We start from the raw sequence: 26,070 nt of genomic DNA on the forward strand, positions 1-26,070 counted from the left end.
CATATGTATGACGTCCCCAAGCAATGGAGACACGACATGACACCTGCAAAATTTTGGGACGGCGTGGCGGAGAAATACGCCAAGATGGCGATACGTAATCCCGAGCAATATCACCTGTCACTGGAGCGCACGCGCTCCTACCTCCGCGAGAGCGACCGGGTGCTGGAACTGGGCTGCGGCACAGGCTCGACCGCATTGCTGCTGGCCCCGAGCGTCGCGCTTTATACCGGCTCCGACGTGTCCCCGAAGATGATCGCAATCGCTAAGGACAAGCTGGCGGAGGCGGGTCAAAGCAATCTGGATTTCATCGTGGCGGATGCGGATAGCGACGCGCTTGGCACGGCTTATGACGCGGTCATGGCGTATAACCTGCTGCATCTGGTCGAAAATTTGCCCACCACGCTGGGTCATATCCATTCGATCACGCGCGAAGGCGGTTTACTGATCACCAAGACACCGTGCCTCGGCTCCAAGAAGTGGTTGTTCGCACCATTGCTTTGGGTGATGCAGCTCTTTGGCAAAGCCCCCGACGTGCTGCTGATCAAACCTGCCTATCTGGAACAGTCAATTGCCGATGCGGGCTACGAGATCATCGAGGCCGAAGATTATGGCAGCCGATATATCGTGGCACGAAAAGCCTAAAACGCGTCCGGTTGTGCGTCGCGGGCCATGTGATCCAGCACGGCGTTGACGAACTTCGCCTCTTTGCCTTCGGGAAAGAAAGCTTTGGCCACATCGACGAATTCCACGATCACCACTTTGGGGGGCGTTTTGCCTGCGACCAGTTCGGCCCCTGCCGCACGGAACAACGCGCGCAATGTCGGGTCGATGCGATCAATCGGCCACTTGGCCACCAGAGCGCGGTCGGTCATCTGGTCGATCGTGGATTGTTCCGCCACAGCGCCTTCAAGCAAGCCGCGGAAGGTGTCGATATCACCTTCGATCATCTCGTTATCGTCGATCACCTCGCCAAAGCGGTGGTCTTCAAATTGCTCACGCACTTTGTCGATGGAATGGTCGCTATGCTCCATCTGAAACAAGGCCTGCACGGCATAGAGCCGTGCGGCGGAGCGCATAGCGCGTTTTTGGTTACCTGAGGTGGTCATGCGATCTGGAAACTCTCATCATCGTCGTTAGAGCGCGGCAAGAATCCTACGCCCGAATTGGAAGCGCCGTATTTGCGCTGCAACGCGATGAGATGCAAGGCCGCAGCAGCCGCGCCGCCACCTTTGTTTTGATCGCTTGGGTCCGCACGAACTTCGGCCTGATTGCGGTTCTCCACAGTCAGGATCCCGTTGCCAATATTCGCGCCCTGCAAACCTAGCAGCATCAGCCCGTGTGAGCTGTCATTGCACACCGTGTCGTAATGTGTGGTTTCGCCGCGAATGATACAGCCCAGCGCGACGAAGCCGTCGAAATTGGACTGGCGGAACGCGATACGAATAGCAGGTGGAATTTCCAGCGCGCCGGGGACGTTGATGACTTCGACCGTGGCGCCAGCCTTGTCGGCCTCGGCCTTGGCCCCTGCGATCAGATTGTCAGCGATGTCCCTGTAGTAAGGCGATACGACGATGGCGAGCTTGACCGGCTTGTCAAACTGAGGCGTGTCCATGATGTGGTGTTGCTCTGCAGTGGCCATGGTCAGGCTCCTTCGATGGGGCAAGCGCCGAAGATCAACCAGACGAAGTTCCAATACGGGGTTGGCACTCGAAATGTCAGTCTCTGGCAGCGTATAATGATTGCTGCCAATTAGAGGGTTTGACGCGCCTTGGGAAGGGTTCCGCGCAAAGTCTTTACGTGGTCGACCTGCCAGCCGGTGGTTCAAATGGCATTACTTGTTGGGGTCGATAACCAAGTGCTTGTGTTTCGCAAGGGAGCGACAATATTTCGTCCAGTCGCGAAAATCTTGTGTGAACGCCACTTTGGCACCTTTTGACCTCCAATCTTCTGCCTTCTCCGAGATCAGGGGCGTCATGTCGTGACCCGCTTCGTCGGCACTGGCTTTCGCCCAGTTTAGATAAGCACCGTTCAATCGATCACGCTTTTCCTGCGTTTCCATCATTTCCGACATCGCCTTGAAAATGCCTGCGCATTCCGCCATGGACTCGTAGATCGGCTGCCCCGCCTGGGCGGGGGTTGAGACAAGGCTCAGCGCAAGTACAAGACGTTTCATCAGCGATACCTCCATCAATGTGATGGTGTTGTATCGTTTAAATTTTTGGCGAAGTTAGGGCGACGCTATGCTTCGAAATAGGCATCTGACGTCAAGAAACCGGCAAGACGCGCCGCCTCCGACCAATCGCGTTCGTGAGACGTGTCGCCAATCACCAGCACACCGTCGAGGGGCAGATTGGCCTGCCGCAAGGGGGCCTGCACAGCCACGCGAATGTCGGACCAGCTTTGGGCAAAATGCGGTGCCCGAGCGGTGAAAATCTCAAGCCCTTGTGCGGCCATTGTTTGCTTCACAGCGTCGGGCGACACGGGCTGATGAACGAGCCCTGTCAGGGTTGCTTCCACCTGTGCTAGCTTCTCAGAACGCGGGGTGTCTTGCCCATCACGCATGACGCGCAATGCGTTGTTTGAAAACAAGAAACCAACGACATCACGACCAGTGGAAGCCCGCACCGAGGCATAGGTTTTGTAAGGAAGGCCAAGTGCTTTCGCCCGCTTCACGCGGCCTTTGAGGATTTCGATCGGCAGGTTCGGGATAAGATCCGCACGCGCCTTGCCCCACGCATATTTGCGGAAGGCGAAACCGGCCTCCATTGTGGGGCCGTTGTTGTGACCGATCTTGGCAACCGACATGGCGTATCCTCTTTTTGCGTGGCGCAATCTTAGGCTTCAATTTTGCCCGTCACCAGAGGTTTTGCTACGTCGATGTCGTGCCCGCTAATTGCCCCATTCCTGCAATCGCGCGACGTAGCGCGCGAGTGTGTCGATCTCCAGATTGATCCGGTCGCCGACCTTCGTGTCACCCCAATTGGTGGCGACCTTCGTATGCGGAATAAAATTGACACCGAAACGGGTGCCGTCGACCTCGTTCACCGTCAAGGACGTCCCGTTCAGCGCGACCGAGCCTTTGGGCGCAACGAACTTCGCCAAATCTTCCGGCGCGTCGAACACAACGCGGGTGCTGTCGCCCTCGTCCGTCATGGATACAACCGTCGCCACGCCGTCAACATGACCGGAGACGATATGCCCGCCAAGCTCGTCGCCCAGCTTCAACGCTCGCTCCAGATTCAGACGGGTGCCGTCGGCCCAGTCGCCAATGTTGGTTTTGGAGACGCTTTCGGCCGAAATCTGGACATCAAACCAAGGTGTTTCATCCTGTCCGCGGTCGATCACCGTAAGACAGCACCCATTGCAGGCAATGGACGCCCCGATTTCGATCCTCTTGGGATCATAGGCGCAGGAAATGCGCGCGCGCAGGTCGCCCTCTTGCTTGAGCCGCGTGACGCGACCCACATCGGTAATGATGCCTGTAAACATTGGCCTGTCCCTTTCGTTGTCACCACGTGAGGTAGCGCGGTGTTTGACCTATTTGCAAGGAAATTGGGCCACAGTTCCGCCGGAATTAGGCCCTAAGCGCGCCCTACGGGCTGGGCATCTTGGCTGCAAGATGTATGAGTGTGGGTTGACCAGTTGAGGGCACGATCATGACCCTGTCCGGCAAGGGCAAAACATTTCTGTTCCTGCAAGGCCCGCACGGGCCTTTCTTCTACCGCCTTGGCAAAATGCTGACGGCGGCGGGCGCGGATGTATGGCGTGTCGGCTTTAACAAGGGCGACGACGCGTTCTGGTTCTCTAACAAAAACTACATTCCATATCTGGGCAAACCTGACGACTGGGTGCAGCGCTTTACAGAGATTGCACAGGAAAAATCTATCACGGATCTGGTGCTGTATGGCGATACCCGTCCGATCCATGCGCAAGCGATTGAGCAGGCCCGCGCCTTAGGGCTGCGTATCCACGTCTTCGAAGAAGGCTATCTGCGCCCCTATTGGGTCAGCTACGAGCGTGGCGGCGTCAACGGCCATTCGCGGTTGATGGATATGTCTGTCGCTGACATGCGCGATGCGCTTGAAGGTCTGGATCTTGATTTGCCCGACGCGCCTGCCCGCTGGGGTGACATGCGCCAGCATGTGTTCTACGGCATGGTTTACCATTACTTCGTGTTCCTGCGGAATTGGAAATACCGCAATTTCCGCCCGCACCGTGCCCTGAGTGTGACGCAGGAATTCCAGCTTTATCTGAAGCGGCTGGTCACCATGCCCTTCACTGCGATGGAGCGCGGGTTGGCAACGTTCCGTATCAAGCATGGCGGCTTCCCTTACCATCTTGCATTGCTTCAGCTAGAGCACGACTCCAGCTTTCAGATGCACTCGCCTTTCGAGACGATGACCGATTTTCTGGAGCTGGCGATTGACGGTTTCGCAAAAGGCGCGCCGACGCATCACCATCTGGTGCTTAAGGCGCACCCGCTGGAAGACGGCCGCGTTCCCATGCGTCGCGAAATCAAACGGATTGCGGCGGCGCACGGTGTGCCTGATCGTGTGCACTATGTGCGCGGCGGAAAGCTGGCGAGCTTGCTGAACACCGCGCGCTCTGCGGTCACGGTCAATTCCACGGCGGCGCAACAGGTGCTGTGGCGCGGTCTACCGCTGAAGGTATTCGGAGATGCGGTCTATAACAAACCTGAGTTTGTATCGACCCAGAGCCTGCCCGAGTTTTTCACCACGCCAACCCGCCCCGATAGTCGCGCCTACCGCGACTACCGCCATTACCTGCTCGAAACCTCGCAAATTCCCGGTGGGTTCTATTCGGCACGCGGGCGGCGCCAATTGCTACGGCAGGTTGTCGATATGATGCTGGCCCGCGAGGATCCGTACGACGCGCTTGTGGCTGGGACCGCTACACCACGGCAACAACTTCATGTGGTCAACTGACGACTACTCTAGCACCGCCTCAAGCCCGACGGAGGCGATCAATTCGTAATACCCAAAAATCACGAACAGGAAAAACACGAACAGGATCATCTCGTGTTTGAAATGGTGCGAATGAAAGTACGCGCGATCGTGGTGGTGGATGACGTCCAGCAATTCGTCGCCAAATCGGATCGATAGAAAAGTTCCGAACCCAGACAGAACGATAACGCCCCAATAAGGGAAAGGCTGAGTCAGGATTTGATGCAGGATTTGCGTGAGAAGCGTTGTTTCGTAGTAGCTCGGCCCAAAGATCAACATGAGTACATTGGCCCCGATCGCGACGGCCCAAACCGCAACTTCTGAAACCACCATGCGAATGCCAAACAGCAGCCTCAGCGGAAAATCTAACAAAAAGCCCGCATCAGCGACAGGAGTGCACAACACGAAGAAGCTCCAGGTCAGCACGGCGGCCGCACCACCCGTGGCCACGTTATAAGTGTAGCTGAGATAACCGAAATACCCTGCCAAAAGGGCCAGAAGTAGGCAAAATTTCAACAGCACCTGTTTCTTGGGTTTGGTCATGCGACAACCACCTTCTCAAGTTGTTCCGCCTCCCTAGTCCTCCAAGCAGGCGCGTGCCAGATCGAAACCGATCCAGCAGGACGTCGCGGAATGGGAATTTACGCGAAATCCTGCCAGTGCGACGTGCTGGCAACACTCGAATTTCCCGTCCGAGCAAAGGGCTAGCAATTCTTTAGATGTGCTATAGGGTAAAAAGAAAAATCTTGAGGCAGTCTCATAATCGAGGAGGACACCAGTGAAAAACTTGGGTCCCAAAGCTACGCGAATAGTAGCTTTTACGCTTGTGGCCGTTATGGCCGCGTCCTGCGGGTTGCCGAAGTCCGGCCCCGGAAAACGTCAAATCTTCGCAGGCTCTGTGCAAAAGCAGGGCGATGCATTCATCGTGGCGGTGAACAGCCGCGTCACGCAGGCCACTTCAGTGCAACCTGTGCTGGGTTTCAGCGACGCATTCTTGAACGCCGGCGTCGTCGGCTCCGACATCATCCGCCCTGGCGACACCCTTGGTCTCGCGATCTGGGAGAACGTGGATGACGGCCTTCTGGCACCCGAAGGTGCCAACGCGACTGACCTGAATGAAGTGCAGGTCGATGGCGCGGGCTTTATCTTCGTGCCCTATGCTGGACGTATCAAAGCCGCTGGCAACACACCCGAAGCACTGCGCCGTATCATTACCGGCAAGCTCGACACCCAAACCCCAGACCCGCAGGTCATCGTGCGCCGTGTGGCTGGCGATGGTGCGACGGTGTCTCTCGTTGGCGGTATCGGTCAGCAGGGCTTGTTCGCGATTGAACGCCCGACGCGCACGCTGTCCTCGATGATTGCCCGCGCGGGAGGCATCTCGATTCAGCCAGAGGTTGCCCAGATCACCGTGATCCGCGGCAAGGAGCGCTCAAAAATCTGGTTTGAAGACCTGTACTCCAATCCCAAGTTCGATATCGCCCTGCGCCCCAACGACCGTATCCTGGTCGAAGAGGATAGCCGCGCCTTTACCGTGTTGGGCGCCACCGGTGCGCAAAACCGTATCGAGTTTGTGACCCAAACCTTGTCCGCCATCGAAGCCATTGCGCAAGTGGGCGGTCTGAATTCGAACCTCGCAGACCCAACTGGCGTTTTTGTGTTTCGCAACGAGCCCGCCGAGATCGCCAATTCGGTGCTTGGCCGGTCCGACCTGCAAGGCACCCAGAGGTTTGCCTACGTTCTGGACCTGACCCAACCCACGGGCATGTTCGAGGCGCGTGACTTCGTGATCCGCGACGGTGATACGGTCTACGTGACCGAAGCCCCGTTCGTGACATGGAACAAAACAATCTCGGCGCTGACCGGCTCGCTTCAATCGGTCAACGCTCTCTCGAGTCTCGGTGGCTCTAACTAAAATGGAGCCATCTGGCTCGGCCACTGATGCCGCGGGCGGCCCCTCCCTCCGCCCGCGGCTTTTCTATTTCAACGGGGGCTTCTTCACCCAAACGCGCGTCCGGCGCATTCTAGAGCTTGCGGGCTACGACCTACGACTTGGCAAACCGACACCCGATGATCTGATCGCGGTCTGGGGCAAAAGCCCGACCGCCCAACGCGGGGAAAAGATTGCCGATTATACTGAGGCGCAGCTGGTACATATCGAGGACGCATTTCTGCGGTCCTTGCGTCCCGGTCGTGACGGCGAGCCGCCCTTGGGTCTGACCGTGGACCACCAGCGGCCCTACTTCGACAGTTCAGGTCCGTCCGATCTTGAAACCCTGCTCTCCAACGATGTATTTGATGACGCGCATGAACTGTCGCGCGCCCGTGACGCCACGGCCCGCATCAAGGCGTTAAACCTTTCAAAATACAACGATTTCGACGAGAATGCCCCTGTTCCAAAGCCGGGATATGTGCTCGTGATCGACCAGACGCGCGGCGACGCATCCATCAAGCACGGTGGCGCGCGCGCGGACCATTTTCGCGAAATGCTGGCTTATGCGCAGGCAGAGCACCCGAACGCCCCTATCGTGATCAAAACGCATCCCGAGACGCAAGCGGGGCATCGGAAAGGTCATTTTTCCCTAAGCGACGCTGGCGGGCGCATTTCGTTGTATGAGCACAAAGCAAGCCCCTATGCTCTGATGGAAGGTGCGGTGGCCGTTTATACCGTCAGCTCTGGCATGGGCTTTGAGGCCATTCTGGCCGGGCACAAACCCGTCGTTTTCGGGCAGCCCTTCTATGCGGGCTGGGGCCTCAGCGATGATCGGCAACCCATTGATCGCCGTCAAAGGACCTTAACGCGGCCTCAACTCTTTGCAGGCGTCATGCTGCGCTACTGCAAATGGTACGACCCCTACCGCGACAGGCTTTGCGAGCTTGAGCAAGTAATCGACACGTTAGAGGCCCTAACCCGCGCACAAGTTCAAGACAGAAACGGCCATGTCGCCTTTGGAATGCGCCTTTGGAAACGCGGGCCGCTCCAGCAGATGTTTGGCGCGCGTCGCTTCGGGAAAGACTCCCACGTGCAGTTTATCGCCGACGCCGAAGAGGCGTTAAAAGAGGCGCGCGGCGGCTCGCTTCTGGTATGGGCGGGGCGTGAACCCGACGATTACGCCTTACGCACCTCAACACAGAAGACAAAGCTGTTGCGCGTGGAGGACGGGTTTCTGCGGTCACGCGGGCTGGGCGCAGATCTTGTCGCCCCACTGTCTTTGGTGACCGATGACAAAGGCATCTACTATGACCCGACCCGTCCCAGTGCGCTAGAGGCCCTGATTTCGGCCAGTGGAACACTTGGAACCGCCGATCTACGCAGAGCAGAACGGCTGCGAAATGCGATCGTGAAAACAGGCGTGAGCAAATATAATTTGGGCGGGACGACGCTGGATTTCGACGCAGGCGGTCGCGAGGTTATCTTGGTGCCGGGTCAAGTCGAAGACGACGCCTCGATCCTGAAGGGCACGAAGGACATATCAACCAATGAGACGTTGCTTGCTGCCGTGCGGCGCGACTTCCCAGACGCCTTTATAATCTACAAACCGCATCCCGATGTAGAAGCGGGGCTTCGCACTGGCGCGATCCCTGCGGAGGTCGCAGATATAACTGCGTCCAGAACCGATGCTATGGCGCTGCTCTCAGTCGTGGATCGTGTCTGCACGATGACGTCACTATTGGGGTTTGAGGCATTACTTCGTACGGTCCCTGTAACGTGTTATGGTGCACCGTTTTACGCGGGATGGGGCCTTACCGATGATCGCGGGCCGGTGCCTGCGCGGCGCGGCCCGAATGCAAGCCTAGACGGGTTGGTTCATGCCAGCTTGATCGGATATCCGCGCTATTTTGACCCCATAACGCGGCAGCCCTGCCCTGTGGAGGTCGTCGTCGAGCGCCTGACCACCGGCACCCTGCCCCGCGCAGGCCTGCGCAACCGATTGCTGGCGAAGGCCCAAGGTGCGTTGGCGGGATACGCTCATCTTTGGCGATAAAAAAGGCCCCCTCACCGTAAAGCGAAGGGGCTTTCTTGTGGTCTGGGAGGAGACCAGTCAGGAATTAGTTGACGAAACGCTCGGCTGCAGAGTCGTTGCCCAGTGCAAATTTCGCTTGAACGTCACGGCTCACATCGGTGCCACGCAGGGAGATATGCTGTTCGGCGGCGCTCTCGTTGGCCGATACGCCGACCAACAATGCTGCGTTCAAGTCACCCACTGACGTCTCAGAGACGACGCGCTCGGCGGCAGAGTCATTACCCAGAGCGAAGAAGGCTTGTGGGTTGGAAACGTCAGCGAATGCAGGTGCAGTAACGGACAGGGCGAGGATTGTGATGATGGTTTTCATTGTGTGTACTCCAGAAGGTTGTGTTGTTTTGTTTCGGCGTGTTGCCGTTTGATGAAACCAATATGAGCCCTATCGAAATGTTCCTCAATGCATATATTTCTGATTTGAATCGAACTTCTGCGCTTTTACGCACAATAAACCTTCAAGACAGACGACATGATAACGGGCGCGTGAGAACCCGCTCACGAAGTGTGAGGTCGTTGAAATAGAGGGTAAAAAATGAAGGTTAGTCGCCGACTCGGCGCCAGACATGCATGACGTCTTCGCCGATTCTGGACGACCCGAGCAAAGTGAACCGCGGCGCATCATCAAGAGCGCGATACTGCAATGCGCCCAAGCTTGGCAATCCGTTCGCCCCAAGCATGACACCCGCTGTGAAGCCCACAACCTGATCGACCAGACCCGCCGACAGAAGCGACGCCGCGAGCGAGCCACCGCCTTCACATAGCACACGCGTCAGCCCTGCCTGCGCCAAAGCCTGAAGCGCCGCGGAGAGGTCCAGGCCTGAGGGCTCGGCGCCTACCGAGACAAGGGTAGCTCCGCGCTTGCGCCAGAACTCTTGCGCCGATGGCGCTGCGTCCGGCCCATGAACCAACCAAACCGGAGCGCCAGTCTCGTCTTCTGCCAACGGGCCGTGGGTCGGGACGTTCAACTCAGCGCTAATGACGACACGCACCGGCTGCTGCCGGTCGCCCATGCCGCGCAACGTAAGAGAGGGGAAATCTTGTCGTGCAGTGCTGCCGCCCACCATCACCGCATCATGGCTTGCCCGCAGCGCCTGCACCTGCTGGCGGGCCTGTGGTCCGGTGATCCACTGGCTTTCGCCCGTGGCGGTGGCAATGCGCCCGTCAAAGGACGACGCCAGCTTCAGCGTCAGGAAAGGACGGCCTTCAGTTATGCGAAGCAAAAAGCCCTGTTGGTCGCGGCGTGCTTCAGCCTCGAGAACGCCGGTCACTACTTCAATGCCTGCCTCGCGCAGCATTGCAAGGCCCCTGCCCGACACACGCGGATCAGGATCACCGGTCGCGACGACGACGCGCGCAACACCCGCAGCAACCAAAGCAGAAGCGCAGGGCGGGGTTTGGCCGGTGTGGGAGCATGGCTCCAACGTGACATAGGCCGTCGCGCCCTTAGCTGCACCTTTGGCCAACTGCGCCAGCGCCGCTTGTTCTGCGTGGGGACGTCCGCCTGCTTGAGTCCAGCCGCGCGCTAGAAGACGGCCACCTTTGACGATCACACAGCCAACGGCTGGGTTGGGCCAAGTCTGGCCCAGCCCCCGTTTGCCCAGCGACAGCGCCAAGGCCATCCATCGCTGGTCATCAGGCTGTGTCATGGGGTCAGTCGTCTTTGCCTACAGGCGGGCGAAGCTCGTGGACGAAATCCTCGAAGTCATCAGCGGCCTGAAAGTTTTTGTAAACCGAGGCGAACCGCACATAGGCGACCGTGTCGATGCGGGCCAGTGCTTCCATCACGATCTCACCAATGGCGGTGGATTTGATGTCAGTCTCGCCCATGCTTTCAAGGCGGCGTACGATTCCGGAAATCATTTGATCAATCCGTTCCGGATCAACAGGGCGTTTTTGCATGGAGATGCGAATGGAGCGTTCAAGCTTGTCGCGGTCAAAGTCTTCACGCTTGCCGGAGGATTTGATGACCACCAGATCGCGCAGTTGAACGCGCTCATACGTGGTGAAGCGACCGCCACAGGCCGGACAAAACCGACGCCGTCTGATCGCTACATGATCTTCTGCAGGACGTGAGTCCTTAACTTGTGTATCTACATTTCCACAAAACGGACAGCGCATTGCTTTTTCCCTTATCCCGCCAGTCTGGGTGTTATTCCCCAGTTATCCACAGGCACTATAGGCAGTCCGCTACAGTTTGGGTAGTGGGGAATTCACCCCCCAAAGCCTAGTGAGACAGATGCGCCACGACCTGTCTTTGATGGGGGCTGTCACGATGCTCGAACAGGTAAATGCCTTGCCAAGTCCCCAGCATCATTTGCCCACGCTGTACCGGAATAGACAGTGATACGGGCATCATCGCGGCCTTGATATGGGCTGGCATGTCGTCAGGCCCCTCATAGGTGTGAGTGAGGTAGGACATGCTCGGATCGGTTGTGGGCGGCACCAGCCGCGCGAAGTAATTGCGCAGGTCGGTCTGCACCTCTGGGTCGGCATTTTCCTGAATGAGCAGCGAACAGGACGTATGACGCACGAACAAAGTCAGTAGCCCGTCCGCTGCTGCTTGCGCAGCGAGCCAGCCCTGAACGTCTCGGGTGAATTCATACAGGCCCTGCCCGCGGGTCGAGATGGTGAACATGGTCATTTCGGCTCCAAGGTGCCTTTGTAATGCACGATCAATCCGCCTGTCGGCAAGCTGAGCCGCACGTCAAACTGGAAGCGCCCCTCCGCATCCACGGTCTCCGTGCTTTCGCTAACGGGTGTCAAAAGGTGCGGGATTGGCAAAACCCCGAAGGCCCGCCCTCGTGTGACGGGAAAGTGCAATGCGCCATTTTCCACGGTCAGGTCGAGACCGAAGGTCAAAGGTCCAAACGTCTCGGTCATGCCTTTTGCCGGATCATAGCGCAGCACGGACTGAAAGAGCTTGCCGCCCATATCGCGAGACCAAGTCTCTGATTGCCGGTCCGCGACGATCTCGACCCGAGCGGGCACCTGCCCGCCCTTAAGCGGGAAGCCCCCAATAAGGGCCGCAAGTTTACCTAGCACAGTTGTCGCCGCTTGGACTTCAGCAGAGCCTCCAAAGCGTGACACATGAGCGGGGCAATGCAGCAGGCGCACTGCTTCCGGCAACTGGTCGAATCTGTCGCCAAGCGCTTGCGCAAAAATGGGTGTCAGGTCTGTGTCCCGCCGCTCGAACACCGCGTGAATGGTGGCAAGTTGCGCCTCGGCCTCTTGCCGTGTGAAAGCGGCCAAGGCGGGCCGTGCGCCGGGCTGAATATGTCCGGCCAGCAATTGGTCCAGCAGAATGGCGGCGGGTTGCACTGGCGTCTTCGGGCCATGACCGTCTGGGATGATCATGTCCCAAACGCGTTCCTGCCGCTTTTCAATCGTGGCGCCAACCACCCGCACACGCATGCCGCCCGCATCCGAGCCGAAGCGCAGAAACTGGTTGGATAGCTTGAGAAGCGGTTTGGACAGGCGGTCCAGCGCTTTGATGTTCAAGAGAGGCACAATAAAGCGTGCAACACTCAGCGCGCGGTGAAACAGGACCAGTTCCAACCCTGCGCGGGCTGTCACGGTGGCTGCTCTGAAATACTCCGGGAACAGCGCAACATCAGGAGTATTCACAAGCGCCGCAAGTCGCGGCGCGAGTGCCTTCTCCCCCACACTCGGCGCGATGCTTTTGCTATCGTCCCAGCCAAGAGCGGCCTCCACTTGGCCACCGCGTGTGCGCAAAAAAGGCTTGCCCACCTGACCTAGGATCGCCTGCATGACGGATAGGCCGCGTGGGGTTTTGTTGCCGGGAAGGATCGAGGTTTCGATCAACTCGATACTGTCAAAGCCTTGGACCAAATCAGCCGCGATAGCAGATGACAACGCAGGAGTTGTCGAGGCGCCCGACCACGCGCAGACGCCATTGTCCTTTGCAAGTTGGTCGAGCGCGCTGATCCCGGCGACGAACTCCGCCCCGTCGGCAATATCCAGATAATGCGCCCCAGCCTGTAAGACCGACTCAGCGAAGGCATAAGGGGCGGCACCATAGCTTTGAAAGGGGCCGGAGCAGTCGATGACTGCAAAGGGCTGCACCTGATCCAAGACGCGCTGAACCGCTTTCAGGTCAGCGCGGTCGACCGCATGCGCTTTGGCCCGGATCTGATCCGCTAGCTGGTCTAGCGCGTCCCGCGTGCGACCCGCGATGGTCAGCGCGATATCATCACGCGCCGCAAGCTGACGTGCCAGATGTCCACCGAACAAACCTGTTGCCCCAAGCAGGAGGACGTTCTTAAGCAAGGAACCTGTCCTGAATGTCCGGTGTCGGAATCATGCAGCTCTCCGTTCTTCCAAAGACGCTGTAGCGGTTGCGCGCGATGCGGTTATAGAGCCAATCAGCAATCGGGTACGGTAGGACCCGCACAACCTTCGCGGCACGCCAAATTCCGCCAAGCGCACCCATCGCAGCAGCAAAGGCATCAAGCTTGGTAAAAATGTGCCCGCCGACGATGACGACGTTTGTGTCGTAGTCCGCGGATTTCAGGCCCAAATGCTCATAGAGCGCCTCGCCCAGATCCGACTGTGCGGTGACAAACTTGAACTGTTGGTGGTGGTCGTGGCGGAGCATAAATCTCAGAAAGCCGGAACACAGCACGCAGACCCCGTCAAACACAACGATGTCAGCCCCTTCGGTCAGCGCGGTCACATAAGGGTCGGGTTCGAACTGTGCCATGGGTAAACCTTAAGATGTCGCGGCCAAAGGTTGAATGCGTGGCGGTGTCGCACGAGTGTGCAGGCTATGGATTAGCTGCAAATTGACATCTGTCAAAGCCATGGCCTGAGCCAAAGCCTAGGCTGACGAAAACAGAGGACCAACGCCATGCCTACAACTGCTGATTATAAGGCCAGACTCATCGCCCGCCGCGCAGAGCTTGTGGAGCGCAGCCAAGATGTTGAAAGCGAACTGGATGCACATAACTCCAAGGATTGGGAGGAACTGGCTGTCGAGCGCGAAACCGACGAAGTACTGGAAAGCTTGGGCAACAACGCTGCGGATGAAATCATCCGCATCGATGCCGCGCTCAGGCGAATAGACGGCGGTCAATTCGGGTTCTGCGTTAAGTGCGACGACCAGATCAGCGCAGAGCGGTTGGAGCTGCTGCCCTACACGCCATTCTGCAAAGATTGCGCCAAATAAGCGAGACCGCCTTTTCAGCTTGGGTCCAACAGTAAAAAAGCGCCCCATGGGGCGCTTTTCTTATTGGTCCAAGAAGCTGCGCAGTTTGCGCGAGCGTGATGGGTGCTTGAGCTTTCGCAGCGCTTTCGCCTCGATCTGGCGAATACGCTCTCGCGTAACGCTGAACTGCTGACCCACTTCTTCCAAAGTGTGGTCGGTGTTCATACCAATCCCGAAGCGCATCCGTAGTACGCGCTCTTCGCGCGGCGTCAGGGACGACAACACACGGGTGGTTGTTTCCTTGAGGTTTTCCTGAATGGCGCTGTCCAAAGGCAGCACAGCATTCTTGTCCTCGATGAAATCGCCAAGCTGTGAATCTTCCTCGTCACCGATTGGCGTTTCCAGAGAGATCGGCTCTTTCGCGATCTTCATAACCTTGCGCACTTTTTCGAGCGGCATTTGCAGCTTTTCTGCCAATTCTTCTGGCGTCGGCTCACGGCCAATCTCGTGAAGCATTTGGCGACCGGTCCGAACCAGCTTGTTAATCGTCTCGATCATGTGGACCGGAATACGGATGGTCCGGGCTTGGTCAGCGATCGAGCGGGTGATCGCCTGACGGATCCACCAGGTCGCATAGGTCGAGAATTTGTAGCCACGACGGTATTCAAACTTGTCCACGGCTTTCATCAGGCCGATGTTGCCCTCTTGGATGAGGTCAAGGAATTGCAGACCACGGTTGGTGTATTTCTTGGCGATGGAAATCACGAGGCGCAGGTTGGCTTCGACCATCTCTTTCTTGGCCTGACGGGCTTCTTTCTCGCCCTTCTGGACCTGCTGCACGATGCGGCGGAATTCGGTGATGTCGACGCCGACATACTGACCCACTTGCGCCATCTCGGCACGCAGGTCTTCGACTTTCTCGCGGGAGCGTTCGATTAGCGCTGTCCAGCCACGGCCTGTTTTGTTGGTAATCCGCTCGACCCAGCCGGGGTCAAGTTCGTAGCCGCGATACTCGTCAATGAACTCACGGCGGTTGATGCGGGCTTGGTCAGCCAGCTTCACCATGCTCGAGTCAATGGACATGATGCGACGGTTGATCCCGTAAAGCTGGTCGATCAGCGCTTCGATACGGTTGTTGTGCAGGTGAAGCGAATTCACCATCGTCACGATTTCTGTCCGCAGCGCCTGATATGCGCCCTCTTCTTTGTTGGAGAAGGTGTCGTCGTGGTTGATTGCAGCCGAAATTCGCAGATCCTGCATATCGGCCAGCTTCAGATAATCGTCGGCGATCAGATCAAGGGTTTCCAAAACGCGCGGTTTCAGTGCGGCCTCCATCGCTGCAAGCGACATGTTGGCCTGTTCGTCCTCGTCATCCTCGTCATCGTCATTTGCAATCGGGTTGCCGTCCGCATCCAGCTCTTGGCCGGAGTCTTCGGTTTTCGTCTCGGCGCTTCCCGGCGTGGCGACGACTGCAGCGGTTTCTTCGCTCTCTTCGTCGAGCGTGTTGCCAAAGGTCGTTTCAAGATCGATTACGTCGCGCAGCAAAATGTCTTCGGACAAAAGTTCGTCGCGCCAGATAGTGATAGCTTGGAAAGTCAGCGGGCTTTCGCACAGCCCAGCGATCATCGTATTGCGCCCCGCCTCGATCCGTTTGGCAATCGCGATTTCGCCTTCACGCGACAGCAATTCAACAGAACCCATTTCGCGCAAATACATGCGGACGGGATCGTCGGTGCGATCAAGTGTTTCGGTGGTCGACGATGCGAGCACAACATCCTTGGCGGAGTTGTTCACTTCCACGAGGTCTTTGGTGGACCCGTCGTCCTCCGCCTCTTCTTCCTCAATAATATTGATGCCCATTTCGGACAGCATCGACATCACGTCTTCAATCTGTTCGGAGGCGACCTGCTCTGGCGGAAGAACCTGATTGAGCTGGTCGTAGGTGATGTAGCCACGCACCCGCGCCTCGGCGATCATCTTTTTGACGGCAGCTTGGCTCATGTCGAGTCCGTCTGCGGCATCCTCGCGCGCCTGCGTCTGATCGTCGGTGTCTTTGGCCATGAAATGCCTCCAAAAAAGCGCCTTAGGGTGATTCGCGCGAATCTAAGCGAATCAATAACGCGAATCAGAGTGATTCGCACGTCGGTTTATCAACAGGGCTTAGCGCCCTTTCTTCACCCAAATCTCTCCGTCGATGAGAGATTGCAGATAGTCGGACATAGATCCGCGATCCTCGCCGTCACCCCCGTCCGAGATGCCCTTGCTGCGCATAGAGGCGTTTCGCGCTTCTGCAGCTTGGCCAACACGCCATGTCAGCGCCTCATCGGCGACGCCAGCAAGGTCTTCCACAGCGTCCTCAATTTCGCGCTGAACACCACGTCGGGCTTCAAGCTTGGCCAATTCTTCGGCCATGGTCATTCGGGTCAGAATTGGGTCCGCCCCCGCCCTGACGGCAGGAGCAATTTGCACATGGCTAAGCGACCAGAGCTTTTCAAGGGGGGCCGCCCCGATCTCGGCGGTGAGAATGTTCTTCAAATGCTCGGGATCGGTCTCGTCGGTGTGTCGCAACAGCGCCGCAAGAATTCGGCGGTGATCTTCCCCGTGAAGATCCAGCGTCTCCAGATCCGACAGGAAGTGGGCCAGCAGATCCGGATGCGCCATAAGGATCACCAAGATTACGGCCTCGCGCACCCGTTCTTCCACGTCCGTACTTTGCGCCAAAAGGGAATTTTTGGTTGAGGCGACGGCGACGCCTTTATCGGGGAATTTACCTTTGCCTTTCCAAGGCCCGCGCGACTGGCTCGGCTGCCAATCGCTTTGTCGTGGCGCAGGGTTCAAATCGAAAAGTTCGGCGCGCAACCGTTTGATCTCGTGACCATAGTGGCTGCGCAGGTTGCCATCTGAAATCCTAGTCAACGCCGCGCGAAGCGATTGATCCAGGGCCGAGCGACGTTCCGGACTGTCAAACACCTTGCCTTCAGTTTCGCGTTGCCAAAGCAGGTGCACCAATGGCTTGGAGTTTTCGACCAGTTCACGCATGGCCTCTACGCCTTGGGTCTTGATCAGATCGTCAGGATCAAGCCCTTCAGGCAGAACACAAAAACGCAGGGATTGCCCTGCGGACAGCATCGGCAATGCCAGATCAATCAGCCGCATGGCAGCACCAATGCCAGCCTTGTCGCCATCCAGTGCGATTACCGGCTCGGGCGAGATGCGCCACAAAAGCTGCAACTGCGTCTCGGTGACCGCCGTCCCCAACGGTGCCACGGTCGCAGACAGCCCCGCCGCGGTTAACGCAATGACGTCCATATACCCTTCGGCCACAATGAGCGGCAGGCCTTTGCCAGCCGCCTCACGCGCAGGTCCGTGGTTGTAGAGGCTGCGGCCTTTGTCGAACAACTCGGTCTCAGGGGAGTTCAGATACTTGGCATTGTCATTCGGATCCATCGCCCGTCCGCCGAATGCGATGCAGCGCTTACGCGGATCGCGGATCGGGAACATAATGCGATTGCGGAACGTGTCATAGGGCTTGCCGCCCTTGGTTGAGGCTTTGGCCAGACCTGCGGCAAGGATCAACTCCTCTGCGACGCCTTTCCCTGTCAAATGATCCCAAAGGTTTTGCCAGCCATCCGGTGCGAAGCCGATGTCGAACTGGTCCTGCGTTTGCTGCGAGAGCCCCCGCTTGTTGATGTAATCGCGCGCGGCTGCACCAGCGCCAGACTTCAGTTGCAACCGGTAGAACTGCGTCGCCTGCTCCATCACGTCTGCCAACTGGGAACGCCGGTCCGACTTTTGCTGCGCTTGTGGATCACGGGCGGGAATGGTCATCCCCGCCTCGCGCGCCATGATCTCAACTGCCTCCATGAAAGACACGTTCTCAGTTTCTTGAATAAATCCAAGCGCGTCGCCTTTGGCATGGCAGCCGAAGCAGTAATAATAGCCTTTGCGGTCATCGACGTGGAAACTGGCGGATTTTTCCTGATGGAACGGGCATGGTGCCCACATATCGCCCTTGCCTTGGTTCGACTTGCGCGGGTCCCATATGACTTTGCGCCCGACCACCTGTGCAATTGAGGTGCGGGAGCGCAATTCGTCAAGAAATCCGGGTGGCAGGCTCATAGACCAGAATATCGGGCCGCGCGGCTCCAAAGTCCAGTGATGGCGAACCTATCTCAGTTTAATTCTTTCTCGAAAGCGGCTCAGCGTTGCTTTTGCAGGGCCTCTTGCGCATTCAAAGAGACCATGACCTCGCGCAGCTCATGCACCAGTGTCTTCGCGAAAGCACGGAACACCATAATTTCAAAGCCCTCCGCACGCCGCACAATGATCGCGGACATATGACCGATGAGCGAGCGGACGACATCGCCCTCTCCCATTTGAGCCGTATCGATTGGACAGAGCCGCGCCAGTGCGTCCTCGGTCCGCTCCCCCGTCAACAGGACTGCGCACCATGCATCCGATTGATCCGTAACTGAAGCAGGCAAATCAGGCGGGGTTGCCCCGACCAGAAAATACTGCCCGCGCGCGGTCCAGAGGATTTCGACGTCCCCTTTTGCTGTCGAAGCCCCCGCGTCCGGCAGCGCAACGCCAACCGCCTTCTTCAGAACGGCGGACACTTCCGCCCCGTTCTGCGGCGCGATGGAGTGCATCGTGCGCAAAGGAAGTTCGGTCAATGACAGCTTTCCGATAGCGACAGGTAGCAATCCTTCGGCGGCGGATTTTGCGACAAGTTCAATCACGGGCTTTGCTCCCTTCGGGGTCTAGGAATACTGGGTCGCAGATCTCCACCCGCGTGGTGACCTCGCGGAGATGATCGACCAGTTTCAGTACCTCGCCATGACGCTCGCGGCCATTCTTGAGGAAGCCCAGACCAATCTTTCCAAGCTCAGGCGAGAACCCGACCGAGGTCGTGTAGCCTTGCTGGTTCTCTCGAATAGCGTCTGCCTCCTCGGCAAAGAAAAAGGCGCCGGCGTTCAGCTCTTTCACTGCACCGACAGGCTTAAGCCCTACGAGCTCCTCGCGGTCCTCTAGCAGGCCGGGGCGCATCGCCGCCGTTTTGCCGATGAAGTCCTTCTTCTTGGACATCATCATCCCCATCCCGATATCACCCGCAGTCACGCGCCCGTGGATTTCGGAATGGGTGATAAAGCCCTTCTCAATCCGCATCACGTTGAGGGCTTCCATCCCGTAAGCACCACCACCTAAAGCTTCAGCTTCAGCCAGCAAGCCCTTGAAAAGACTCTCCCCATAGCGCGCGGGAACAGCCAGTTCATAAGCATGTTCCCCTGAAAACGAGATGCGGAACAGCCGCGCTTTCACACCGCCGATAGAGACAACGCCGCACCCCATAAACGGCAGGTCGAGTTCAGCATCCAGCACCTGTGCCAGCAGGTCACGTGACCTAGGACCAGCAACCGCAAATTGTGCCCATTGTTCAGTCACGGAGATGAACTGCACATCAAGATCAGGGCGTAAGCACTGGGAAACAAATTCCAAATGCCGCATCACCTGCCCTGCGGCGGCTGTCGTGGTCGTCATCACGTAGTGGTTTTCTGCGATGCAAGCCGTCGTGCCGTCATCCATCACATGCCCATCCTCGCGCAGCATGATGCCATAGCGGACCTTGCCGGGCTTCAGCGTTGAAAACGTGTTTATGTAAAGGAAGTCTAGGAATGCGCCCGCGTCCGGCCCCTGTATGTCGATTTTTCCCAAGGTGGAGACATCCGCGATGCCGACCGCAGAGCGCACCATATTGACTTCACGGTCGCAGGACTGGCGCCAATGGGTCTCGCCATCCTTTGGGAAGTAACTAGGGCGATACCAAAGCCCTGCCTCGATCATTGGCGCACCGAGGTCGCGCGATACCTTATCTGATGTTGTGAAACGTTGAGGTGCGAAGCCATTGCCCTGCGCGTAAGCCCCCATCGCCGCGATAGAGACAGGTGTATAGGGCGGTCGGAACGTCGTGGTTCCTGTCTCGGGGATGCCGCGCCCTGTTGCATCAGCAAGCACTGCCAAGGCATTGACGTTGCTGTTCTTCCCTTGATCCGGCGCCATGCCTTGGGTGGTGTAGCGCTTCATATGCTCGACGGATTTGAAGTTCTCTTGCGCCGCAAGCTTTACATCCTTAACCGTCACATCGTTCTGGAAATCCAACCACGCCCGGCCCTTGCCAGGCACCGCCCAGAGCGGCGAGATTTTCGTGGGGTCATCTTCAGCGTCGGGACATGTCGGTGCACGGGCGTCGAGGCCCAACGCCTTCAGCACTTCCTTCGCGCGGAAGATACCGGATTTGAGGCACGCCTTGGTCGAGAAACTACCGCCCGCAGCACCCGCGACCTCCATCCCCGGCACCATGTCTGGCACTGGAATGAAAGCGGCGATTTGCTCGTTCCATTGCGGACGGCCATTCATGTGACAGGGCAAATGCACCGTCGGGTTGTAGCCTCCAGAAACGCCCAGGCAATCCGCCATGACATCGCCAACGCCGTTCGAGATTGTCACGCCCTCGACCAGCTTGCGGCCTTTGACATTGGTCACATGCGCGCCCCTGTAGATCGGGAAGTCGCCCGAAATCTCGGCGTCGGCGCGGCTGTCCACATAGGCCACGATGTGCGCGCCCGCATCCGACAGGTCTTTCGCGGTACGGAAAGCATCATCGTTGTTGCCAAACAGCGCGACGCGCTTGCCCGCCGCGACGCCGTAGCGGTTGAGGTAACCGCGCAGGGCGGAGGCCATCATCACACCGGGGCGGTCGTTGTTTTGGAACGCAATCGGGCGCTCCATAGCTCCTGCCGCGTAGACGCACCCTTTGGCAACGATACGCCAGAATGTCTCCAACGGCGCTTCGCCTGATTGTGCCACATGGTGCGAGACACGCTCGACAGCTCCGTAAGTGCCGCCGTCGTAAGCGCCTGTGACGGTTGTGCGCTTCATCAGGCGAACGTTGTCCATCTGCCCCAGTTTCGCGATTTGCTCTTTGGCCCAGATATGGCCCGGTTTGCCTCCGATCTCATAGGTTTCCGAATTCAGGCGCCCCCCAAAGACAAAGTCCTCTTCGGCTAAAATCACCTGAGCGCCTGCATTGGCTGCGGTCAGCGCCGCCATGATCCCGGATGGGCCAGAGCCAATCACCAGTACGTCACAAAACGCAAAGGCCTTGTCATAGCGATCGGTGTTTTGCGCCATCGACAGCCGCCCGAGCCCTGCAGCGCGGCGGATAAACGGCTCATAAACCTTTTCCCAAAACGCCTTAGGCCACATGAAGGTTTTGTAGTAGAAACCCGCACTTAGGAACGGCGACACAAGATCGTTAAGCTCCAGAACGTCCCACTCAAGACTGCCCCAGTGGTTTTGCGAGCGCGCATCCAATCCGGAAACCAATTCCTGCCCCGTCAGGCGCACATTGGGGGTGATCTGGTTGCCCCTGTGCAGCTCTACCAAACCGTTGGGTTCTTGCGTGCCGTCCGAGATCAAACCGCGCGGACGGTGGTACTTGAACGAGCGCCCGACCAGATGGACGTTGTTGGCAAGCAAGGTGGACGCAAGAGTATCGCCTTTGAAGCCGGCATAGCTCATCCCGTCAAAGGTGAAACTGCGCCGCTCGGAACGGTCAACTAAACCTTTGTTCTCTAGCCTCATTTCGCCACCTCGGATGCAAGCTCTACACCTAGGACTTCATGGGTGGTCACATTGCGCTCCACCACAAGCCAACTGGAACACCCCGCCTCATGGTGCCACAGGTCTTTCGTCACGCCTGCCGGGTTTTCGCGGATGTGGAGGTATTTGTGGATCGCATCCAGATCGCCCTCGGCAGGGCGATTGAGATAATCGGAGGCCCCGAGGTAATAGAACTCGCGCCGGTCCCGGTCGCCACAGATGGGGCAATTGATACGCATGTTTCGTCCTCAGTGCAGATTGTGTTGAGAGCCGGTGCCCTCTTCGTCCATGATGCCCTCGCCTGTGCGGAAGCGGTCGAACGTGTGTTTTTTGGCGACCTCGTGGGGCTTATCTTCGGCCATCAGGTGGGCCATGCACCAGCCGGACGCGGGCACGGCCTTGAAGCCGCCATAGCACCAGCCGCAATCCATGTAGAGGCCCTCGACCTTGGTGCGGTCGATGATGAAGGAGCCGTCGGGGGTCATGTCCATGATACCGCCCCAAGAACGTAGCACTTTGGCCTTGCCCAACGCGGGGACCAGCGACATCCCAGCCTCCATGACATGCTCCATCATCGGCAGGTTGCCGCGTTGGGCGTATGACGCGTAGAAATCCAAATCCCCTCCGAAGACCAAGCCGCCCTTGTCGGACTGGCTGAGATAGAAGTGGCCCATACCGAAGCTGACAACGTGATCGACAGCGGGTTTCAGCCCCTCGGACACGAAGGCTTGCAAGATGTGGGATTCGATGGGGACTTCTAGGCCAGCCATCGCGGCAACTTGTGAAGACCGGCCCGCAACGACAATCCCGACCCGCTTGGCCCGAATGGCGCCGCGTGAGGTTTGAACACCCTGCACGACTCCGTCTTTGACGTCGATTCCGGTGACTTCGCATTGCTGGATCAGATCGACGCCCAGTTGGTCCGCCGCTCGCGCATAGCCCCACGCAACCGCATCGTGACGCGCGGTGCCGCCGCGCGGGTGGTAGAGGCCGCCGTAGACTGGGAAGCGGTGGTTCTCGAAATCGAGATACGGCAGATGCTTGCGCACGCCCTCGCGGTCCAGCAGGATCGCGTCATCACCTTGGTTGCACATCATATTGCCGCGCCGCGCGAAGGAGTCACGCTGACCGTCGGAGTGGAACAGGTTAATTAGCCCCCGCCCCGAGTGCATGGTGTTGTAGTTCAAATCCTGCTCCATATCCTCCCAAAGCTTGAGGGAGTGGGAATAGAATTCGGAATTGCCCGGAAGGAAGTAGTTGGCGCGCACGATAGTAGTGTTACGGCCGACATTGCCGCCGCCTATATAGCCCTTCTCGATCACCGCAATATTGGTGATGCCGTGGTTCTTGGCGAGATAATACGCCGTGGATAATCCGTGTCCGCCGCCGCCAATGATGATGACGTCATATTCGGACTTCGGCTCAGGGTCGCGCCAGACTGGTCGCCAGCCCTTGTTTCCTGTCAGACCCTCTTTGAGGATTTGGAAGGCGTTGTAGCCCATAGAAGTCTCCCGTGATCACCACGGGTAGAAAAACAGCAAAACGGGCAGAGCGAAAGGCCCTGCCCGACATTGCATTGTATCTGAGCGACGAATACGCCGCCCGAGTTTAACAGCTAGGCACGTTCACGCCGTCATCCCAAGACAAACAGGACGCGAAGCGCGGAGATGTCACCACGAAATTCTCGAAGATGCGGTGGTTCCAGCCCACGTTGAAAGCCGGGTTATAGTCGGTGAAGGTTTCCACCAGAATAACCGTCTCGCCGATCGCCATCAAAGGGATGCGATTCTTAAATGCGTGGGACGCGACAGCTTCGTTCGTCTGCTCTGGCACGGTGCTCTTGGTCGAATGAGACCACAAAACACGGTGTTTCTTGCCGTTCCAAGTAAGGCTGGTCACCCGCAGCGCAGAACTGCCGCTGGTATAAGCCAACGAATCGTACAGCTCCTGCAGGTTGTCTATGTATTCTGCAGTTGCCCCATTCGTGCGGCGTGACAGGATATCGCCGATTGTATAGGTGGCCTTCAGCGATGTGTTTCGGTTCTTGAACCCGTCAAAGAAGACGAAACTCCCCACGAACCAGGCCATAAGAAGTGGCAGGATCAACACCGCCTCAACCGTTGCGGATGCCCGCGTCTCATGCAGGAACCGAACAAAGGGGGTCGCACTCTTTTTGAGAAGCTGTTTCATCAGTTTGGCTCCACAGAGAAGGCCGACATGGCAATCATGTTCAACCGACCGCCGCTGTCTCGGGTCAGGTATTCCCCCAGAGCCGCAGTCGGGAAAAACGGCTCGATCGACATACAAGCACGCACAAAAATCAGGTCGTTTGCGTCACCGGTGACGAAGGTCGTCGTCGGTATGACGTTCTGCGCATAGTCGCGACACGGGGTGGCCCCTGTCGGGAATGTCCAGTTCTGGTCATCCTCGTCGACGCGCACCATCTCAAGCGACACATCCTCCAAGCAGTGGTTGCGCAAGATAACTGTCTGAGAGCACAAAAGCTGCTTAACCTGGTCCTGCGTAAAACTGCGGTTTTCGGACAGGCGAACCTCGCGTATGGCCACATCCAATGCCCGGTCGAACATCATGTAACGTGTCATCAGCATACCAATCTCGAAGATCGACATGAACACCAACATGAAGCCGGGGAAGAGGATAGCGAACTCGATTGTGGCGTTTCCGTCCTCGCGCCCCATCAGGGTGCGCCAGGACCGGACAAGCAAAGACGGCTTGCAATGCGTCATTGGATTAGCCTCAACTGGTTAATGGTCCGAGCAATTGCACCAAACGCGTCACTGATCTCCACACCTTCCACCGCGTAGAAGTGGCTGTCGGAGGTCGCGCAGTTGCTCATCACACTGGATGCATATGGGTTGTCATTGATTTCGAAACCGATGCTGAAGATTACGATACCGGCATCGCGAGACGCTTCGCAGATGTCTGCCAAACGGGCATCTGCTGTCCCGGAGTTGTGCTTCCGGTAGTAATAGTCTCCGTGGTTTCTCCAGTAGACGTAGTTGTTGAGGTAATACCACAAGGTGTACCGCGCCCAGTGCTGATACTCGGAGGTCGAATCGTAAGCCCAGCTCTTGATACGATACTGGTCCACGTTCATCCCGTCCGTCATCAGAACGATAACTTTAACGGTCTCCTCGTCGTCATAATTCGCAGGACGACCTTCGAACGCGGGGTCCACGTCACCAGCGGAGATCATCGAGCTCACCACCGAACGCATGGACGGATCAAGCAACGCCGCAGCCCACTTCATGGCATAGTGGATGCCAGTGGCGGTACGAGGGCGGTACGAGTCGATAGTCGTTTTAAGCGTCGAGTTGTTGTTCTGGAAAGCTTTGATTTCTTCGTCTTCTTTGTCCGAACACCAAGGGTTCTGGATCTTGTAGTTGGCCCAGGATCCGTAGAAACTGCTCGAGTATTCGTAGTGTTGAGCTTGCTCATATTGCTTTGAAAAGCTCAGCGGGACTGTCTGGAAATCAGCGGTTTCGAATTCCACGCAGTACGAATAGTCGTGAACTTGATCAACGTTGATCGCGTTAAACAGCGTCTCGCCCGCATTCGTTTGACCGGTGTAGGGAACCACCGAAATCGAAATCAGGTCTTTGGTATCTGCCGTGATCAGCGTGTCGACGAACTCGTCAGCCGCTTGCTGCATGTTCTCGATTTTGTCGTTGGAATCCATGGAGCCGGAGATATCGAGGACGAGGGACACCTCGACCTTTTCAATCCGCTCTTCGGCAGCGCCGCCTGCAGGCGCATCGATGCTTTCGATACCGACCATGTTCAAAAACATGCTGTCGACAACACTTGAAGCGTTGGCGGTCACCGTGCGGAAGTTCAGGCCTTCTTCGACCACAACGTCCAATTCATAGTTGGTGAGGCCGGATTTGGCGAAGTAGTCCTCCACGACCTCCTGTGGGTCGTTGGTCTGGTCCAAATCGGCCGCAGCTAAAACGGCGCGGTCCAAAGTGGCCTGCAAACGGGACCTCATGTTTTCATGGCGCATAAAGTCGATGGCCATGCCTGTCGCGACCAGCACCATCAAGAAGATAGTGAGCCCGAAAATGATCATTGTACCGTTCTCGTCACGCGCAAACCCACGTGACCGACCAGTTAGTCGCTGCCCAACCTGACTCAACAGCGATGTATCTTTTCCCGCACTTGTAGCGGCCTTGATACGTTGTTTACGCATGTCACTCATGACTGCCCTTCCCTAGCGCCAGCACGCGCCGATGTATTCAGG

At 57.6% G+C, this 26,070-nt stretch carries 26 protein-coding genes; 5 read left to right on the top strand and 21 right to left on the bottom strand.

All coding sequences use genetic code 11. The features are described from left to right. Positions 1-36 precede the first annotated feature (36 nt). The gene (locus BM352_RS15760) at positions 37-642 is read left to right on the top strand and encodes a class I SAM-dependent methyltransferase (RefSeq protein ID WP_090218755.1); all 606 of its coding nucleotides are present in this window, start codon (positions 37-39) and stop codon (positions 640-642) included. Here the strand turns inward: BM352_RS15760 and nusB are convergent. From nusB to BM352_RS15785, 5 genes are all read right to left on the bottom strand, one after another. Then, entirely contained in the window at positions 639-1,106 is a 468-nt protein-coding gene (nusB, locus tag BM352_RS15765; protein ID WP_090218757.1) for a transcription antitermination factor NusB, read from the bottom strand. The two genes, BM352_RS15760 and nusB, sit on opposite strands and share 4 nt — an antisense overlap. Continuing rightward, a complete protein-coding gene (locus BM352_RS15770) occupies positions 1,103-1,639 on the bottom strand; it encodes a 6,7-dimethyl-8-ribityllumazine synthase (protein ID WP_090218760.1) in 537 nt (178 codons plus the stop codon). The genes nusB and BM352_RS15770 overlap by 4 nt, the downstream gene beginning before the upstream one ends. Before the next feature lie 192 nt (positions 1,640-1,831). Further along, positions 1,832-2,173 (bottom strand): hypothetical protein, encoded by a 342-nt coding sequence (locus BM352_RS15775; RefSeq protein ID WP_090218762.1) that lies wholly within the window; start codon positions 2,171-2,173, stop codon positions 1,832-1,834. A 65-nt stretch (positions 2,174-2,238) separates the two neighbouring features. Then, the gene (locus BM352_RS15780) at positions 2,239-2,805 is read right to left on the bottom strand and encodes a hypothetical protein (RefSeq protein ID WP_090218764.1); all 567 of its coding nucleotides are present in this window, start codon (positions 2,803-2,805) and stop codon (positions 2,239-2,241) included. Between the two features lie 84 nt (positions 2,806-2,889). After that, complete coding sequence (locus BM352_RS15785; RefSeq protein ID WP_090218768.1) at positions 2,890-3,489, bottom strand: riboflavin synthase; 600 nt, start codon at positions 3,487-3,489, stop codon at positions 2,890-2,892. A gap of 167 nt (positions 3,490-3,656) precedes the next feature. Between BM352_RS15785 and BM352_RS15790 the strand changes: the two genes are divergently transcribed. Beyond that, positions 3,657-4,946 carry a capsule biosynthesis protein gene (locus tag BM352_RS15790; RefSeq protein ID WP_090218770.1) on the top strand — a complete coding sequence of 430 codons (1,290 nt, stop codon included), beginning with the start codon at positions 3,657-3,659 and terminating at the stop codon, positions 4,944-4,946. 3 nt (positions 4,947-4,949) lie between these two features. Here the strand turns inward: BM352_RS15790 and BM352_RS15795 are convergent, their stop codons facing one another. Then, the gene (locus BM352_RS15795) at positions 4,950-5,507 is read right to left on the bottom strand and encodes a hypothetical protein (RefSeq protein ID WP_090218772.1); all 558 of its coding nucleotides are present in this window, start codon (positions 5,505-5,507) and stop codon (positions 4,950-4,952) included. Positions 5,508-5,799: 292 nt separating this feature from the next. Here BM352_RS15795 and BM352_RS15800 point away from each other — a divergent pair, with 292 nt between their 5' ends. Continuing rightward, the gene (locus tag BM352_RS15800; protein ID WP_090218775.1) at positions 5,800-6,879 is read left to right on the top strand and encodes a polysaccharide biosynthesis/export family protein; all 1,080 of its coding nucleotides are present in this window, start codon (positions 5,800-5,802) and stop codon (positions 6,877-6,879) included. Position 6,880: 1 nt separating this feature from the next. Beyond that, a complete protein-coding gene (locus tag BM352_RS15805) occupies positions 6,881-8,950 on the top strand; it encodes a capsular polysaccharide biosynthesis protein (protein ID WP_090218777.1) in 2,070 nt (689 codons plus the stop codon). Positions 8,951-9,014: 64 nt separating this feature from the next. On the opposite strand, the gene BM352_RS15810 is transcribed toward BM352_RS15805, so the two are convergent. The 6 genes from BM352_RS15810 to BM352_RS15835 all read right to left on the bottom strand — a co-directional run bounded on the left by BM352_RS15810 (position 9,015) and on the right by BM352_RS15835 (position 13,706). Then, complete coding sequence (locus BM352_RS15810) at positions 9,015-9,299, bottom strand: hypothetical protein (RefSeq protein WP_090218779.1); 285 nt, start codon at positions 9,297-9,299, stop codon at positions 9,015-9,017. 226 nt (positions 9,300-9,525) lie between these two features. Then, entirely contained in the window at positions 9,526-10,632 is a 1,107-nt protein-coding gene (gene ribD, locus BM352_RS15815; protein WP_245781007.1) for a bifunctional diaminohydroxyphosphoribosylaminopyrimidine deaminase/5-amino-6-(5-phosphoribosylamino)uracil reductase RibD, read from the bottom strand. Between the two features lie 4 nt (positions 10,633-10,636). Then, entirely contained in the window at positions 10,637-11,104 is a 468-nt protein-coding gene (gene nrdR, locus BM352_RS15820) for a transcriptional regulator NrdR (protein WP_090218780.1), read from the bottom strand. Between the two features lie 106 nt (positions 11,105-11,210). Next, positions 11,211-11,627 (bottom strand): secondary thiamine-phosphate synthase enzyme YjbQ, encoded by a 417-nt coding sequence (locus BM352_RS15825; RefSeq protein ID WP_090218781.1) that lies wholly within the window; start codon positions 11,625-11,627, stop codon positions 11,211-11,213. Further along, on the bottom strand, positions 11,624-13,273 hold the full coding sequence (locus tag BM352_RS15830) for a saccharopine dehydrogenase family protein (RefSeq protein WP_090218783.1): 1,650 nt from the start codon (positions 13,271-13,273) through the stop codon (positions 11,624-11,626). The genes BM352_RS15825 and BM352_RS15830 overlap by 4 nt, the downstream gene beginning before the upstream one ends. Next, the gene (locus tag BM352_RS15835; RefSeq protein ID WP_090218785.1) at positions 13,266-13,706 is read right to left on the bottom strand and encodes a thiol-disulfide oxidoreductase DCC family protein; all 441 of its coding nucleotides are present in this window, start codon (positions 13,704-13,706) and stop codon (positions 13,266-13,268) included. The genes BM352_RS15830 and BM352_RS15835 overlap by 8 nt, the downstream gene beginning before the upstream one ends. 147 nt (positions 13,707-13,853) lie before the next feature. On the opposite strand from BM352_RS15835, the gene BM352_RS15840 reads away from it, so the two are divergent. Then, positions 13,854-14,171 carry a TraR/DksA family transcriptional regulator gene (locus tag BM352_RS15840; protein ID WP_090218788.1) on the top strand — a complete coding sequence of 106 codons (318 nt, stop codon included), beginning with the start codon at positions 13,854-13,856 and terminating at the stop codon, positions 14,169-14,171. Between the two features lie 60 nt (positions 14,172-14,231). On the opposite strand, the gene rpoD is transcribed toward BM352_RS15840, so the two are convergent. The 9 genes from rpoD to BM352_RS15885 all read right to left on the bottom strand — a co-directional run bounded on the left by rpoD (position 14,232) and on the right by BM352_RS15885 (position 26,028). After that, a complete protein-coding gene (gene rpoD, locus BM352_RS15845; protein ID WP_090218790.1) occupies positions 14,232-16,211 on the bottom strand; it encodes an RNA polymerase sigma factor RpoD in 1,980 nt (659 codons plus the stop codon). A gap of 99 nt (positions 16,212-16,310) precedes the next feature. Next, entirely contained in the window at positions 16,311-18,269 is a 1,959-nt protein-coding gene (dnaG, locus tag BM352_RS15850; RefSeq protein WP_090218792.1) for a DNA primase, read from the bottom strand. 80 nt (positions 18,270-18,349) lie between these two features. Next, positions 18,350-18,889 (bottom strand): sarcosine oxidase subunit gamma, encoded by a 540-nt coding sequence (locus BM352_RS15855; protein ID WP_090218794.1) that lies wholly within the window; start codon positions 18,887-18,889, stop codon positions 18,350-18,352. Next, on the bottom strand, positions 18,882-21,791 hold the full coding sequence (locus BM352_RS15860; RefSeq protein WP_090218797.1) for a sarcosine oxidase subunit alpha family protein: 2,910 nt from the start codon (positions 21,789-21,791) through the stop codon (positions 18,882-18,884). Before BM352_RS15860 ends, BM352_RS15855 begins: the two co-directional genes overlap by 8 nt. Continuing rightward, complete coding sequence (locus tag BM352_RS15865; protein WP_090218799.1) at positions 21,788-22,048, bottom strand: sarcosine oxidase subunit delta; 261 nt, start codon at positions 22,046-22,048, stop codon at positions 21,788-21,790. Before BM352_RS15865 ends, BM352_RS15860 begins: the two co-directional genes overlap by 4 nt. Positions 22,049-22,057: 9 nt before the next feature. Continuing rightward, on the bottom strand, positions 22,058-23,311 hold the full coding sequence (locus BM352_RS15870; protein WP_090218801.1) for a sarcosine oxidase subunit beta family protein: 1,254 nt from the start codon (positions 23,309-23,311) through the stop codon (positions 22,058-22,060). A gap of 106 nt (positions 23,312-23,417) precedes the next feature. Continuing rightward, the gene (locus BM352_RS15875) at positions 23,418-23,999 is read right to left on the bottom strand and encodes a TadE/TadG family type IV pilus assembly protein (protein WP_090218804.1); all 582 of its coding nucleotides are present in this window, start codon (positions 23,997-23,999) and stop codon (positions 23,418-23,420) included. Continuing rightward, entirely contained in the window at positions 23,999-24,556 is a 558-nt protein-coding gene (locus BM352_RS15880; protein WP_090218807.1) for a TadE/TadG family type IV pilus assembly protein, read from the bottom strand. Before BM352_RS15880 ends, BM352_RS15875 begins: the two co-directional genes overlap by 1 nt. Further along, positions 24,553-26,028: a TadE/TadG family type IV pilus assembly protein gene (locus tag BM352_RS15885; RefSeq protein WP_090218809.1), complete on the bottom strand. Its 1,476-nt coding sequence runs from the start codon at positions 26,026-26,028 to the stop codon at positions 24,553-24,555. The genes BM352_RS15880 and BM352_RS15885 overlap by 4 nt, the downstream gene beginning before the upstream one ends. Positions 26,029-26,070 lie beyond the last annotated feature (42 nt).

The organism is Litoreibacter janthinus, assembly GCF_900111945.1.
Taxonomy (GTDB): domain Bacteria; phylum Pseudomonadota; class Alphaproteobacteria; order Rhodobacterales; family Rhodobacteraceae; genus Litoreibacter; species Litoreibacter janthinus.

What these genes read in the sequence shown, in the direction of transcription:
- BM352_RS15760 (WP_090218755.1), top strand. Translation starts at nt 37, where the DNA reads ATGACACCTGCAAAATTTTGGGACGGCGTGGCGGAGAAATACGCCAAG.
- nusB (WP_090218757.1), bottom strand. Translation starts at nt 1,106, where the DNA reads ATGACCACCTCAGGTAACCAAAAACGCGCTATGCGCTCCGCCGCACGG.
- BM352_RS15770 (WP_090218760.1), bottom strand. Translation starts at nt 1,639, where the DNA reads ATGGCCACTGCAGAGCAACACCACATCATGGACACGCCTCAGTTTGAC.
- BM352_RS15775 (WP_090218762.1), bottom strand. Translation starts at nt 2,173, where the DNA reads ATGAAACGTCTTGTACTTGCGCTGAGCCTTGTCTCAACCCCCGCCCAG.
- BM352_RS15780 (WP_090218764.1), bottom strand. Translation starts at nt 2,805, where the DNA reads ATGTCGGTTGCCAAGATCGGTCACAACAACGGCCCCACAATGGAGGCC.
- BM352_RS15785 (WP_090218768.1), bottom strand. Translation starts at nt 3,489, where the DNA reads ATGTTTACAGGCATCATTACCGATGTGGGTCGCGTCACGCGGCTCAAG.
- BM352_RS15790 (WP_090218770.1), top strand. Translation starts at nt 3,657, where the DNA reads ATGACCCTGTCCGGCAAGGGCAAAACATTTCTGTTCCTGCAAGGCCCG.
- BM352_RS15795 (WP_090218772.1), bottom strand. Translation starts at nt 5,507, where the DNA reads ATGACCAAACCCAAGAAACAGGTGCTGTTGAAATTTTGCCTACTTCTG.
- BM352_RS15800 (WP_090218775.1), top strand. Translation starts at nt 5,800, where the DNA reads ATGGCCGCGTCCTGCGGGTTGCCGAAGTCCGGCCCCGGAAAACGTCAA.
- BM352_RS15805 (WP_090218777.1), top strand. Translation starts at nt 6,881, where the DNA reads ATGGAGCCATCTGGCTCGGCCACTGATGCCGCGGGCGGCCCCTCCCTC.
- BM352_RS15810 (WP_090218779.1), bottom strand. Translation starts at nt 9,299, where the DNA reads ATGAAAACCATCATCACAATCCTCGCCCTGTCCGTTACTGCACCTGCA.
- ribD (WP_245781007.1), bottom strand. Translation starts at nt 10,632, where the DNA reads ATGACACAGCCTGATGACCAGCGATGGATGGCCTTGGCGCTGTCGCTG.
- nrdR (WP_090218780.1), bottom strand. Translation starts at nt 11,104, where the DNA reads ATGCGCTGTCCGTTTTGTGGAAATGTAGATACACAAGTTAAGGACTCA.
- BM352_RS15825 (WP_090218781.1), bottom strand. Translation starts at nt 11,627, where the DNA reads ATGACCATGTTCACCATCTCGACCCGCGGGCAGGGCCTGTATGAATTC.
- BM352_RS15835 (WP_090218785.1), bottom strand. Translation starts at nt 13,706, where the DNA reads ATGGCACAGTTCGAACCCGACCCTTATGTGACCGCGCTGACCGAAGGG.
- BM352_RS15840 (WP_090218788.1), top strand. Translation starts at nt 13,854, where the DNA reads ATGCCTACAACTGCTGATTATAAGGCCAGACTCATCGCCCGCCGCGCA.
- rpoD (WP_090218790.1), bottom strand. Translation starts at nt 16,211, where the DNA reads ATGGCCAAAGACACCGACGATCAGACGCAGGCGCGCGAGGATGCCGCA.
- dnaG (WP_090218792.1), bottom strand. Translation starts at nt 18,269, where the DNA reads ATGAGCCTGCCACCCGGATTTCTTGACGAATTGCGCTCCCGCACCTCA.
- BM352_RS15860 (WP_090218797.1), bottom strand. Translation starts at nt 21,791, where the DNA reads ATGAGGCTAGAGAACAAAGGTTTAGTTGACCGTTCCGAGCGGCGCAGT.
- BM352_RS15865 (WP_090218799.1), bottom strand. Translation starts at nt 22,048, where the DNA reads ATGCGTATCAATTGCCCCATCTGTGGCGACCGGGACCGGCGCGAGTTC.
- BM352_RS15870 (WP_090218801.1), bottom strand. Translation starts at nt 23,311, where the DNA reads ATGGGCTACAACGCCTTCCAAATCCTCAAAGAGGGTCTGACAGGAAAC.
- BM352_RS15875 (WP_090218804.1), bottom strand. Translation starts at nt 23,999, where the DNA reads ATGAAACAGCTTCTCAAAAAGAGTGCGACCCCCTTTGTTCGGTTCCTG.
- BM352_RS15880 (WP_090218807.1), bottom strand. Translation starts at nt 24,556, where the DNA reads ATGACGCATTGCAAGCCGTCTTTGCTTGTCCGGTCCTGGCGCACCCTG.
- BM352_RS15885 (WP_090218809.1), bottom strand. Translation starts at nt 26,028, where the DNA reads ATGAGTGACATGCGTAAACAACGTATCAAGGCCGCTACAAGTGCGGGA.